Genomic DNA, 12,686 nt, shown 5'->3' on the forward strand with positions numbered 1-12,686 from the left:
GTTCTCGGCATGCACCTTAGGTTTCGTAACCCACGTCGAAGCCAGGTCGCCCCCAAAGGTTTGTAGTACGTCAGACATTATACGGAATTCAACAGTTCCTTGTTGCGATAATTAAATATTTTTAAATAACCGCTCTTTATCACGTTGCCAGTCACGCTCTTTCATGGTGGCGCGTTTGTCGTGCATTTGCTTACCTTTTGCCAAGGCGATTTCGATCTTGGCTTTGCCCCGCTTCCAGTACATGTTAAGCGGGATCAAGGTGTAACCTTTGCGTTCAACTGCACCAATCAGCTTATTTAACTCGTTACGATTTAGCAGCAATTTTCGGTCACGTTGTGGCTGCGGAACGATATGAGTAGAAGCGGTTTTCAAAGCGGTGATCAACGCATTGGCTAACCAGGCTTCGCCATTACGGATCAAAACATAGCTGTCACTCAGCTGAGCTTTGCCTTCACGTAAGCTTTTCACTTCCCATCCTTCCAGCACCAAACCCGCCTCGAATTTTTCTTCTATAAAAAATTCATGACGCGCTTTCCGGTTACGGGCGATAGTATTGTCGGTTTGTTGAGGTTTATTCTTTGTGGCCATCGCGGCATTATACATGTGCGTATTGCTGCTTGGCTTGAGCATTTTAGGAAATTCGCCCAGAATCGAGGCTATTTATTCAAATGAGTGAGATATGGATAGACCGTTAAAGTCGGTTCATGGCGAGTGGACGTCACGCTGGGCCTTTATTCTTGCTGCCACTGGCGCAGCCGTGGGCCTAGGGAATATCTGGAAATTTCCCTATATTGCTGGTGAATATGGCGGCGGTGCGTTTGTTCTGATTTATCTTGCCTGTATCTTTGCCATCGGTGTTCCGATCATGATGGCGGAAATTCTGATTGGCCGACGCGGCCGGCAAAATCCTTTTAACAGTCTGGCCAGTCTGGCCGAAGAAGAAAAAGCCTCTCCCCTCTGGAAATATCTTGGTTTTGGCGGCGTATTAGCCGGTTTTTTAATTCTTTCTTATTACAGTGTGATTGCCGGTCAGGCAATGGCCTATGTCCCGCGGTTATTGTTCGGTGTATTTGAAGGTGTAACTCCGGATGGTGCACGAAATCTACATTTAGCCTTGGTTAAAGATCCTGAGAAGCTTTTAGCCTGGCATACCATTTTTATGATGTTGACGATGTTGATTGTCAGTCGTGGTGTGCAACGTGGCTTGGAAAAATCGGTACGGTTTTTAATGCCAGCATTATTTCTGATCCTGATAGTTTTGGTCGTTTATGCCTATCAGACCGGTGAATATTTTGATCAGGCCGTGCGTTTTTTATTTAAACCGGATTTTTCCAAACTGACCAATGAAGGCGTTCTGACGGCAATGGGCCATGCGTTTTTCACCTTGAGTCTGGGCATGGGAGCAATCATGGTTTATGGTTCTTACCTGCCAAAAAGGACCTCTATCTTTAAAGTGACGCTGGCGATTTCTTTTATGGATACGGCGGTCGCGATTCTGGCTGGTTTGGCGATTTTCCCGTTGGTGTTTGCTAATAACATGGCGCCAGGTGCCGGACCCAGTTTAATATTTGAAACCCTGCCGATTGCCTTTGGCCATATGGATAATGGCGCATTTTTCGGTGCTATGTTTTTTTTACTGTTGGTATTTGCAGCATTAAGTTCAGCGATAGCCCTGGTCGAACCCGTGGTGACCTGGCTGGTAGAAAACTTTGAGATAAAACGGCTTAATGCCTGCATCTGGGTGGGTATATTGGTCTGGTTACTGGGCCTGCTAAGTTTGTTCTCATTTAACGTTCTGAAGGACTGGACTTGGCTGGATATGACAGCCTTTGAGTTGCTGGATTATCTTACTGCCAATATCATGTTGCCTTTGGGCGGCATGCTGATTGCAATCTTTGCCGGATGGATCATGTCGCAACGCAGTACTCAGGAAGAGCTGGGGATTAAATCCAACCTGATTTATCACGAATGGCGCTTTTTGGTTCGGTATGTCACGCCAATAGCGATTTTTGTCGTGTTTGTAAGTTTAACGGGTGTATTGGATTTCATCTTTTGATTATTTTCATTTGAGGTCAACGTAAACACTAAATGACGACTATTACCCGCAGTTCGCTAGTAATGTATACGCCGGACCAGATGTTTGATCTGGTCAATGATGTAGAGGCCTATCCGAGTTTTCTGCCCTGGTGTCGTGGCAGTAAAATTATCAGTAAAAACGATAAGGTTGTCTGCGCCACACTGGATATTGCCAAAGGCGGCATTCACCACGAATTCTCCACCCGCAATACCTTGCAGCATGGTGAATCTATTCGTATTGAGCTGATTGATGGCCCATTCCGTCATCTAGAAGGTTTCTGGCAATTCAGTCCGATTGGTGACAACGAGGGATGCCGGGTACAGCTGGATATGGATTTTGAATTCTCCACCCGTTTGCTGGATTTGGCGTTAGGCCCAGTGTTCACGCAAATATCCGGCTCACTGGTTGAAGCTTTCTGTATTCGTGCCAAGGAAATTTATGGATCCCGCTAACGCTAAATTGATTACTGTTGAAGTGGCATATGCCCTGCCCGATGAGCAAGTCATTTTGTCATTGGAAGTCCCGGACAATACTTCTGTTGAACAGGCTGTTAAACGCTCCGGGATTTTAGAGCGCTATCCGCAAATCAACCTGGATACGGATAAGGTCGGCATTTTCGGCAAGATCTGTAAAATGGATGCCACACTCAGTCATAAAGACCGCATTGAGATTTATCGTCCGTTGATTGCTGATCCCAAAGAATCACGTCGGCAAAAAGCCGAGATGGAAAAGAGAAAGAAACCTGCCGCTGAAGCCGAAGCCGCTAATGATTAATTCTGCTCAGCAGAACCTAACCACTCCAGTTCTGCATCAGTAAAGCCCGCTTGTTTGCGGGCTTCAATATGAAATGGCCCGCGAATTTCACCATTGAAATAGGTTGTTAATAACGTAGTGAAAGTCGATGTCGGCTCTAGCTCGCGTTGTTCACAAAGATAATTAAACCAGCGTGTACCGATTGATACATGACCTATTTCTTCACGCAAAATCACTTCAAGAATTTCCACCGCAGCCAAATCACCACTAGCACGTAATTTATTCATCATACCCGGTGTGACATCCAGTCCCCTCGCCTCCAATACTCTTGGTACTAATGCCATGCGAATCAATGGATCATGATGTGTTTTACGCGCCATTTCCCATAAGCCATCATGGGCCGGGAAATCGCCATAGTGATAACCTGCCTGCTGCAAATGGGCTGACAACATCGAAAAATGCTTGGCTTCATCATCAGCGACTTGCAACCAGTCACGATAGTAATCCTCCGGCATATTGGGAAATCGGGCAATAGCATCCAGCGCCAAATTAATCGCATTAAACTCGATATGGCAAATGGCATGAATCAGCGTGGTGTGGCCGGTTTGTTGATTATTACGACGGCGAGGTAAATCGCGGGGCGGAACCAGTTGCGGTTTATCCGGACGACCCGGATTGACAGGGACAGGCAGTGGCTGATGAATAATGCTGTAACCATGCTCATAGCATTCTGCTGCAAGTTGCCGGGTTTGCTGGGCTTTCTCAGCTGCATTATCGATGAGCAAGCATTGTAATGCCCGAGTGCGTAGATCAATTTTTGAATCAACCATCCATGCGTACTCGTGGATCAACAAAGGTGTAAGAAATATCGGTCAACAATAAGCCGACGATATACAAGACCGAGCCAAGGAAAACCATCGCCCGCACAATGGCAAAATCCTGTGCATGTATCGCATCGATGGTGTAGCTGCCAAGGCCGGGAATACCAAAGAACGATTCCAGGATCAGGCTGCCCATAAACAAAGTCGGTATAACCACCACGGCACCGGTCAATATCGGAATCATCGCGTTCTTCAATACATGCTGAAACAGCACACGTACTTCCGATAAACCTTTGGCTCTGGCAGTCCGCACATAATCCTTGGAGATTTCCTCCAGAAACAAAGTGCGATACCAACGTGAGCCCGAACCTATACCGGAAACAATACCAATGGCGACCGGCAATAGCAGAAATTTGAGAGTATTAAGACCTTCACCGAAGCCGGATATCGGCACCAACTGCATAACTTTGCCGACTAAGAACTGCCCGGCAATGATATAAAACAGACTGGAAATCGACATTAAAACCACACACAGCACTACCCCGCCAAGATCCACGTAGGTTGCTCGAAAAAACACCATCATCAAAGCAAAAGTAATATTTACCAGCAAGCCGACCACAAATACCGGAATGGCAATAGCCAGACTGGGCCACATCCGGGTTTTGATATCTTGTCCAATATCGCGGCCATCATCTGCCTGACCGAATTGGAAACTGAAAAGAGCCAATGATTTATCAAAGAAAATGGTATCGGTGAACTTTTCGTGACCTTCGGCCGAGTTATTCCATAACAAATCCCGGTCATAGCCGCGTTCCTGTTTCCAGGTGGTAATGGCCTGCTCAGTAATATAACGCTCACCCAATTGCATCCGCGCCATATCATCTGGTGTATTCACCATAAAAAATAACGCAAAGGTCAGCGCATTGACGCCAAGCAAAATGGGAAAAGCATACAAAATACGGCGGATAATATAAGCCAGCATAATCGTCTCAGGTGCTGATAAAACGTATGAATTAAGCCGTGAGTAATTGAATAACTCAGGCAGAAGTTACTGGTCAGCAGGGTTAACAGATGTCAGGTAAAACATTGTAACAGTGCTGGTTGTATATTGGTTATCAAGCAAATACTAATATTGTTGGTTTATTCGACAACTATTAATGATTACTATGGTCACAACTTTTACTATCTTAGGAGCATGGCATGGCAAAAACAGCAATGGATCTGGTTCAGGCGGCAAAAGCAGCAATACAGGAAATCAGTGTATCGCAGGCCCAACAAATGCTGAATGATGACAGTATCGCGCTGGATGTTCGTGAGCCTGATGAATTCGCTAAAGGCCATATTGCTAATACCAGACATATTCCTCGCGGCATGTTGGAGTTTTCTGTTGAAAGTCATCCAGACTTACAGGATAAAACGCAACCTGTTGTGGTGTATTGCAAATCTGGTGGCCGTAGTGCTTTGGCAGCGGCAACTATGCAGCAACTTGGCTATACCAATGTGTATTCGATGATTGGAGGCTATGATGCATGGTGTGCTGCATCAAGTGATACTGAATAAATACTCATAAAAATATAAGTCTGGGAGGGGGAAAGACATGTACACACGTTTTTGGGTAATCGTTGCATTGATGATGATAAGTTTGTCCGCCATTGCGGCTGATACACAGATCATGGTTCGCGCTAAAGCCGTCGATTCTAAATTTATTGGCACCAGTGTGGGTGGCATTCGCGTCATTGTAGAAGATGCCGAAACCAGTGAAATTCTTGATCAGGGTTGGATAAACGGTGGTACCGGTGATACCGCGGTGTTAATGGAAAATCCTTTAAAACGCGGCGAACCACAAGCAGATGATAAAACTGCAGGATTTTTAGCTAACGTTAATATCGATGCGCCCCGATTATTGCGCTTTAAACTGATCGGCCCCTATGGCTATCAACAAGCCTATCAGGAAGCCAGCGTCACTAGCTGGGTGGTGCCCGGCAAAGATATTTTAGGCGATGGCATTATTATCACCATGACCGGCTTTATCGTCGATGCCTGGACCCGTGTGTTGGAAGGTGGACAAGTAGATATTTACACCAAAGCATCGTTGCTGTGCGGTTGTCCAATCACCAAAGATGGCCTCTGGCAGGCCAATAACTACGAAGCGAAAGCCATTATCATGCGTGATGATAAAAATATAGATGAAGTCACGTTGGATTTTACTGGCCCGACTGGCATGTTCAGCGGCAAAACTACGATAACTGAGCCAGGACATTACAAAGCAGTCGTATATTTATACGATGCCAAGACCGGCAATGTCGGTGTTGATCGCTCAATGTTCGAGATTCCAAAAGAGCCTTGAACGTTTTAGCCATTTTTAGCTGTAACAAATTGCGCCTGAAGACGTCTGTGTATTATCGCAAGGTAAAAGAGTAACAGCATGAGAACACAAGGTTATGTCGTTGAAGGAGCTGGTCTAGGTCTGAGACGCAGCTTTATCGACGAGATCATGCAGTTGGATCAACCGCCCATCGACTTTATTGAGGTCGCACCGGAAAACTGGATGGAAATGGGCGGTCGACTCGGCAAGAAACTACGTGCATTCAGTGAGCGTTTTCCGATGTTATGCCATGGGCTCTCACTTTCTATTGGCAGCCCTGCCCCGCTGGATGAAGCGTTTGTAAAACGTGTTAAGCAATTTCTCGATCAACATAATGTTCGTTTATACAGCGAACATTTGAGCTATTGCAGCGATGAAGGCCATCTCTACGATTTAATGCCGATACCGTTTACCGAAGAAGCTGTGGTACATGTTGCTGACCGCATCAGCCGGGTACAGGACATTTTGCAACGGCGACTGGTGCTCGAAAATGTTTCATATTATGCAGCTCCGGGACAGCAGATCGACGAAATCGAATTTCTCAATGCGATCATGGATCGTGCTGACTGTGAACTTTTACTTGATGTGAATAACGTCTATGTGAACAGCATTAACCACGGCTATGATGCCAAAACCTATATTGATTCGATTAACAGCAAGCGCATTGCCTATCTGCATATCGCGGGTCACTACAATGAAGCAGAAGATTTAATCATCGATACCCATGGCGCGGATGTGATTGATCCAGTCTGGCAATTGTTACATGACACTTACCAGCAACATGGCGTTATCCCCACCTTACTGGAACGCGATTTTAATATCCCTTCGCTCGACGCCTTATTTGATGAAGTCGGCCAGATCCGCTCTATCCAATCACAGTTTCAGCATGAACATGTCGCAAGCGCCTGATTTCAAGCAAACCCAGCAGCAATTCACCGCACATCTGCGTGATCCCAAAGCAGTTGCCGAACCTGCCGATGTTGAATCACGACGCATGGCAATATATCGACGACTGATTTATAACAATATTGAAAGTTTTTTAAGCAGTGCCTGTCCGGTATTAAAGCAAATTCTCGGAGAAACAGCCTGGCACAACCTGGCGGCAGATTTTATTCGTCAGCATCGCTGCAAATCACCTTTATTTAATGATATTGCCCGCGAATTTGTCAGTTACCTGGAAGATCATCCGCAGCAATATCAAAACATGCCGTTTGTTGCTGAACTCGCGCATTATGAATGGGCTGAATTGGCATTAGGTATTGCCAGTGCGGATTTTGTTCAACGTGAAGTCAGCCAACAACAGGATGTTTTACAGCTCGTATTGCATCCGTCGCCATTAGCTTGGCGCTTTGCTTATGATTATCCGGTACACCAAATCGCTCCGGATAATCTGCCGGACAAGCCGGCTGAAATACCTTTCTTCCTGCTGCTGTATCGCAATGCTGAAGATCAGGTGAAGTTTATTGAATTGAATCCGGTCAGTGCCCGCTTGCTTGATTTACTGGAAAGTGGACAGACTGGTCAACAGGCCGCACAAGCGATTACTGAAGTGTTGCAGCACCCACAGCCCGAAATTGTTTTACAAGGAGCAAGACAGTTGATTGAAGACTGGCTGCAACGTGGGATCATTATCTAAAGACATAAAAAAACCGGGTTAGTTAACTAACCCGGTTTTAATTATCAAACTTGTACTTTTTTAGTTGGTGGCAAGCTCAATCGCTTCAGCAGCCAAACGGGTAATTTCATCCCAGTTTTCTGCTTCCACCAGATTTGCTGCGCACATCCATGAACCGCCTACACAGCCAACATTTGGCAAGCTGTAATAGTTTTTCACGTTCTTCTGACTGACACCGCCGGTTGGGCAGAACAGAATTTGTGGGATCGGCGCACCAATTGATTTCAACATCGGTACACCGCCCGCAGCTTCAGCAGGGAAGAATTTCATTGCAGTAATACCACGCTCCAGTAAACGCATGGCTTCACTTGGATTGGCCACACCTGGTAACAACGGCACACCAGTTTTTAACGCTGCTTCAATCAAAGTATCGGTTGTGCCCGGGCTGACAATAAATTCCGCGCCGGCATCGATCGCTGCATTTAAGGTTTCGATGTTGATAATAGTACCGGCACCGACAATTGCATCAGGTACTTCAGCTTTAATACGACGAATGGATTCCAGTGCTGCGTCCGTACGTAAGGTAATTTCCAGTACTTTCAGACCACCTTTAACCAGCGCCTGGGCTAAAGGAACTGCATGTTCAACATTGTTGATGACCATCACCGGAACAATCGGTGAGATTTGCATAATTTCGTGAATCGTTTTGCTCATATAAAAAGATATCCCTAATTTCTGGTGATAGTTTATTCAACGTTGAACATATTGATGGCACCTTCTTCAGCTGAAGAAACGCCAGCCCGGAAGCTGTCAAACAGTTCGCGACCACTGCCATAATGATGTTCGGTATTAGCCATCATGCACGACAAACGGGCATTAAACTCAGCTTCATCAACCAGCACATTCATAATGCCTTTTTCGGTATCAAGATGGATGATATCGCCATCTTTAATTCTGGTGAGCGGGCCACCATCAGCCGACTCCGGACACATTTGAATTGCAGATGGTACTTTACCTGAAGCACCAGACATACGGCCATCAGTGACCAGAGCAACTTTGAAGCCACGATCTTGAAGTACACCAAGAGGCGAACTGAGTTTATGTAATTCCGGCATACCATTGGATTTTGGTCCTTGGAAGCGTAAAACCACAATAACGTCTTTTTCTAACTCGCCATTTTTGAATGCGGCAACTGCATCGTCTTGATCATCAAATACCATAGCAGGGGCTTCAACTACACGATGCTGAACATCTACTGCAGAGACTTTGGAAACACCACGACCAAGATTACCTTGGATAAGATGTACGCCACCTGATTTAGCAAATGGCTCAGCTACAGAACCAATAACCTCTTTATCTAACGATTCTTTAGGACCTTCCTGCCAAATCAGTTTGCCATCGATTAATTTTGGTTCCTGGCTGTATTGCTTCAAGCCTTTTTCATTGCCAACAGTAATAATATCTTCGTGCAATAAACCATTTGATATTAATTCCTGAATCAACACGCCCATACCACCAGCCGCCTGGAAGTGATTCACATCGGCACTGCCGTTTGGATATACGCGGCTTAATAGCGGAACAATGTGCGATAAACGATCGAAGTCATCCCAGTTGATCATGATACCGGCTGCCCGAGCCACAGCAACTATATGCATAGTATGGTTAGTTGAACCACCGGTTGCCAGCAGACCGATAATAGCGTTCAGAATGGCTTTCTCATCGATCATATGACCGATAGGACGGTAGTCGTTACCCATGGCGGTGAATTTCAACACCTGGCGAGCCGCTTCTTTGGTTAATTCGTCACGCAACGGCGTATTCGGGTTAATAAATGTTCCGCCAGGTAAATGCAGTCCCATGATTTCAACCATCATCTGGTTGCTGTTAGCCGTACCATAGAAGGTACAGGTACCAGGGCTATGGTAAGACTCTGATTCAGCTTTAAGCAGTTCTTCACGACCGACTTTGCCTTCAGCAAACAGTTGACGAATACGGACTTTTTCTTTATTCGGCAAGCCGCTAGGCATTGGGCCTGCAGGTACAAAAATGGTCGGTAAATGACCAAAACTCAGAGCACCAATCAATAAACCTGGAACAATCTTGTCACACACACCCAGCATCATGGCTGCGTCAAACATGTTATGGCTTAGACCAACAGCTGTGGCCATGGCAATGACATCACGACTGAACAAAGATAAGTCCATACCAGGATAACCTTGGGTAATGCCATCACACATGGCGGGTACGCCACCGGCAAACTGTGCAATACCACCGGCTTGTTTCGCGGCTTCTTTGATTAATGGTGGGAAATCTTTGTAAGGCTCATGCGCAGACAACATGTCGTTGTATGCAGAAATAATCCCGATATTGGCTTTTTTATCACCAGCCAAATCACTTTTTTCTGTTGCAGCACAGGCAGCAAAACCATGTGCCAGATTGCCACAGCCTAAGGTCAAACGATGTGGACCTTGGCCTGCAGCTTCGTCAACACGGGCAAGATAAGCCGTGCGAGATTTTTTACTTCGTTCGATCACTTCGTTAGTGAGCGAGTCTAAAACCGGATGAACCATATAATTGAGTCTCTCTTTCGTTTACTTGAAATGTCGAAGTAGCGGGATTCGAGGCCACGTGACTGCAGCAGCGTTAATCCATCAGAACTAATATTCAGACAGAGCATTATAGTCCTTGTATGTGTTTTTCGCACTGTTTATGGGCATGTATCCGCCGAATTCACCCAAACCTCATTCTCTGTTTTAGCCAATATACTCGCCAATCGCAGATTATCAGTAAGGTTAACAGCCGGATAATTTTGATATTGATGGGAAACATTCCTGGCCTTAACAGATAAATACAACTGACTTTGTATGTGTTCAATTACACATTTGCGCTTGAAAAAAACTTTTACAAGAGGATTTTCCAGCATGGCTTCGGTATGATGTCACGCTATTTTTCATCGACTTATTGATGACTTGTCGCACAAATATAAGGTACAGATAATGACTGAAGGTAAACGCCTCCGTCAGGTAAAAAGCTTTGTTAAACGTGAAGGTCGATTAACACCTGGTCAGCAAAAAGCTCTAGATCTTTTATGGCCGAAGTTTGGCATTGAAGCCGATGGTCAGCCAATCGATATGTATAGTCTGTTTGGCCGTGATGCACCTGTCGTATTTGAAATTGGTTTTGGCAATGGCGCATCACTGGTCGAAATGGCTTTAAAACAACCTGAACTCCACTTTATTGGTGTGGAAGTACATCGTCCTGGTGTCGGTCAACTTTTAAAAGCTATTGAAGACAATAATCTGACCAATCTGCGGGTCGCCTGCACCGATGCGGTGGAGTTACTAAAAAATCAGGTTGCAGATAATGCGCTGCAACGGGTTCAGTTGTATTTCCCCGATCCCTGGCATAAAAAACGTCATCATAAACGCCGAATTATTCAGCCAGCTTTTGTGTCGATACTGGCACAAAAAATTCATCAAGGTGGTTTTTTGCATATGGCCACAGACTGGCAGGATTATGCAGAGCAAATGCTGCAGGATCTGTCTGCCAGCTCGGAGTTCAGCAATACCAGTACAACGGGAGATTACATCCCCCGCCCCGAATACCGGCCATTAACCAAGTTTGAACAACGTGGCCATCGTCTGGGTCATGGTGTTTGGGATCTAATTTTTCAACGTAAGTAATTATTACAAACTTGCTTCATTTTCACTCATAGGCTAGTTTTGCCCCTTATACATTTAACTTTCATCAGGTAACGCCGCCATGACTCTGTCTCGTTCAACCCAATTTGGCTTTTATATTTTATTCGGGGCGGCGAGTAGTTCTGCTGGAGCAGCCGGTTATGCTTTAATAGAGCAAAGCGTCACTGGCTTAGGTCGCGCCTTTTCAGGCAGTACTGCAGTAGCAGATGACGCCAGCACCATTTTTTTTAATCCGGCCGGCCTGACCAATCTGTCCCGTAAAGAAATGAATATGGGAGTTAATCTGATTTCACCTCGAGCGGAGTTTTCAGACCGCGGTTCCAATGCGAATGGCACACCATTATCAGGCGGAAATGGCAATAATGCCGGCGAACTGGCTATGGTTCCGAATTTTTATTATGCCCATCCGCTCAATGACACTACAGTTGTGGGCATTGGAGTCGGTGCGCCATTTGGCCTGGTTACAGATTATGGCGATAATTGGCAAGGTCGTTATCATGCTATTCGTTCAGATCTATTAACCATCAATATCAATCCCAGCATCGCATTTAAAACCACCGAAAAGCTGTCTCTAGGCTTTGGTATCAATCTCCAATATATTGATCTGGAATTGAGTCAGGCCGCCAATTTCGGTGCTTTAACGGGTGCATCGCAACAAAACGATGGTCGGGTTCGTTTAACAGCCGATGATTGGAGTTGGGGTTATAACCTTGGCATGACATATCAATTTACCGATGCGACACGCCTGGGCATAAGTTACCGTTCAAAAATAAGCCATGAGTTAACTGGTGACGGTGAATTTCGTATCCCGCAAAACGTCAGTGGCCAGGCAGCAGCTGCTGGTTTTCAGGATGGTAAGATCAGTGGCCGAGTAACCTTGCCTGAATCAGCTTCGATCGCCTTACATCATCAACTCAATTCAAGATGGGCTGTTATGGCCGATGCCAGTTGGACTCGTTGGAGTCGCTTTGAAGAATTACGTATCAACTCAGATGTGGATCGACTGAATTCTGTTAAAGCTGAAGACTGGGAAAATTCGATGCGTTACGGTCTAGGCTTAGAATATCAAGCTAATGAACGTTGGTCTTGGCGTACGGGCGTTGCATATGATGAGACGCCTGTCCCGAATGCGCAGCGACGCACTCCCCGCATCCCAGACAGTGACCGAACATGGTTATCACTGGGAGCGAGTTACTACTACAGCGATAATATTATTCTGGATGCAGCCTATACGCATATGTTCATGAAAGACACCAGCATTGATGATACCGATTCAAACGGAAACCAACTTGTTGGCCGATATAAGAATTCAGTAGATATTGTTGCTGTGCAGTTACGTTGGTTGTTTGATTAA

General features: G+C 45.6%; 14 protein-coding genes. 9 read left to right on the top strand and 5 right to left on the bottom strand.

Translation table 11 applies throughout. From position 1 onward, the window contains the following. Positions 1-111: 111 nt before the first annotated feature. On the bottom strand, positions 112-588 hold the full coding sequence (smpB, locus tag Q7V21_RS01245; protein WP_069295197.1) for an SsrA-binding protein SmpB: 477 nt from the start codon (positions 586-588) through the stop codon (positions 112-114). A gap of 91 nt (positions 589-679) precedes the next feature. Here smpB and Q7V21_RS01250 point away from each other — a divergent pair, with 91 nt between their 5' ends. Genes Q7V21_RS01250 through Q7V21_RS01260 form a run of 3 tightly spaced genes read left to right on the top strand, consistent with a single transcriptional unit; the run spans position 680 to position 2,851 of the window. After that, positions 680-2,056: a sodium-dependent transporter gene (locus tag Q7V21_RS01250; RefSeq protein ID WP_304915546.1), complete on the top strand. Its 1,377-nt coding sequence runs from the start codon at positions 680-682 to the stop codon at positions 2,054-2,056. Between the two features lie 32 nt (positions 2,057-2,088). Beyond that, positions 2,089-2,529, top strand: a complete 441-nt coding sequence (locus tag Q7V21_RS01255; protein ID WP_304915547.1) for a type II toxin-antitoxin system RatA family toxin — start codon at positions 2,089-2,091, stop codon at positions 2,527-2,529. After that, positions 2,516-2,851 carry an RnfH family protein gene (locus Q7V21_RS01260; protein ID WP_304915548.1) on the top strand — a complete coding sequence of 112 codons (336 nt, stop codon included), beginning with the start codon at positions 2,516-2,518 and terminating at the stop codon, positions 2,849-2,851. Before Q7V21_RS01255 ends, Q7V21_RS01260 begins: the two co-directional genes overlap by 14 nt. Here the strand turns inward: Q7V21_RS01260 and Q7V21_RS01265 are convergent. After that, positions 2,848-3,660, bottom strand: coding sequence for a ferritin-like domain-containing protein (locus tag Q7V21_RS01265; RefSeq protein WP_304915549.1), 813 nt, complete (start codon positions 3,658-3,660; stop codon positions 2,848-2,850). The genes Q7V21_RS01260 and Q7V21_RS01265 overlap by 4 nt on opposite strands. Then, on the bottom strand, positions 3,653-4,633 hold the full coding sequence (locus tag Q7V21_RS01270) for an ABC transporter permease (RefSeq protein ID WP_304915550.1): 981 nt from the start codon (positions 4,631-4,633) through the stop codon (positions 3,653-3,655). The genes Q7V21_RS01265 and Q7V21_RS01270 overlap by 8 nt, the downstream gene beginning before the upstream one ends. 218 nt (positions 4,634-4,851) lie before the next feature. Here Q7V21_RS01270 and Q7V21_RS01275 point away from each other — a divergent pair, with 218 nt between their 5' ends. From Q7V21_RS01275 to Q7V21_RS01290, 4 genes are all read left to right on the top strand, one after another. After that, the gene (locus tag Q7V21_RS01275) at positions 4,852-5,211 is read left to right on the top strand and encodes a rhodanese-like domain-containing protein (protein ID WP_304915551.1); all 360 of its coding nucleotides are present in this window, start codon (positions 4,852-4,854) and stop codon (positions 5,209-5,211) included. A 37-nt stretch (positions 5,212-5,248) separates the two neighbouring features. Continuing rightward, positions 5,249-5,998, top strand: a complete 750-nt coding sequence (locus tag Q7V21_RS01280) for a hypothetical protein (RefSeq protein WP_304915552.1) — start codon at positions 5,249-5,251, stop codon at positions 5,996-5,998. A gap of 78 nt (positions 5,999-6,076) precedes the next feature. After that, a complete protein-coding gene (locus Q7V21_RS01285; RefSeq protein WP_304915553.1) occupies positions 6,077-6,925 on the top strand; it encodes a DUF692 domain-containing protein in 849 nt (282 codons plus the stop codon). Next, positions 6,909-7,652 (top strand): DUF2063 domain-containing protein, encoded by a 744-nt coding sequence (locus Q7V21_RS01290; RefSeq protein WP_304915554.1) that lies wholly within the window; start codon positions 6,909-6,911, stop codon positions 7,650-7,652. The genes Q7V21_RS01285 and Q7V21_RS01290 overlap by 17 nt, the downstream gene beginning before the upstream one ends. Positions 7,653-7,712: 60 nt before the next feature. On the opposite strand, the gene Q7V21_RS01295 is transcribed toward Q7V21_RS01290, so the two are convergent. Together Q7V21_RS01295 and edd are read right to left on the bottom strand one after the other, a co-directional pair. Then, a complete protein-coding gene (locus Q7V21_RS01295) occupies positions 7,713-8,345 on the bottom strand; it encodes a bifunctional 4-hydroxy-2-oxoglutarate aldolase/2-dehydro-3-deoxy-phosphogluconate aldolase (RefSeq protein ID WP_069295117.1) in 633 nt (210 codons plus the stop codon). 32 nt (positions 8,346-8,377) lie between these two features. Next, complete coding sequence (gene edd, locus Q7V21_RS01300; protein ID WP_304915555.1) at positions 8,378-10,201, bottom strand: phosphogluconate dehydratase; 1,824 nt, start codon at positions 10,199-10,201, stop codon at positions 8,378-8,380. A gap of 426 nt (positions 10,202-10,627) precedes the next feature. On the opposite strand from edd, the gene trmB reads away from it, so the two are divergent. Both trmB and Q7V21_RS01310 read left to right on the top strand, forming a co-directional pair. Beyond that, on the top strand, positions 10,628-11,314 hold the full coding sequence (gene trmB, locus Q7V21_RS01305; protein ID WP_304915556.1) for a tRNA (guanosine(46)-N7)-methyltransferase TrmB: 687 nt from the start codon (positions 10,628-10,630) through the stop codon (positions 11,312-11,314). A gap of 79 nt (positions 11,315-11,393) precedes the next feature. Beyond that, positions 11,394-12,686 carry an OmpP1/FadL family transporter gene (locus tag Q7V21_RS01310; RefSeq protein ID WP_304915557.1) on the top strand — a complete coding sequence of 431 codons (1,293 nt, stop codon included), beginning with the start codon at positions 11,394-11,396 and terminating at the stop codon, positions 12,684-12,686.

Source organism: Methylophaga sp., assembly GCF_030651745.1.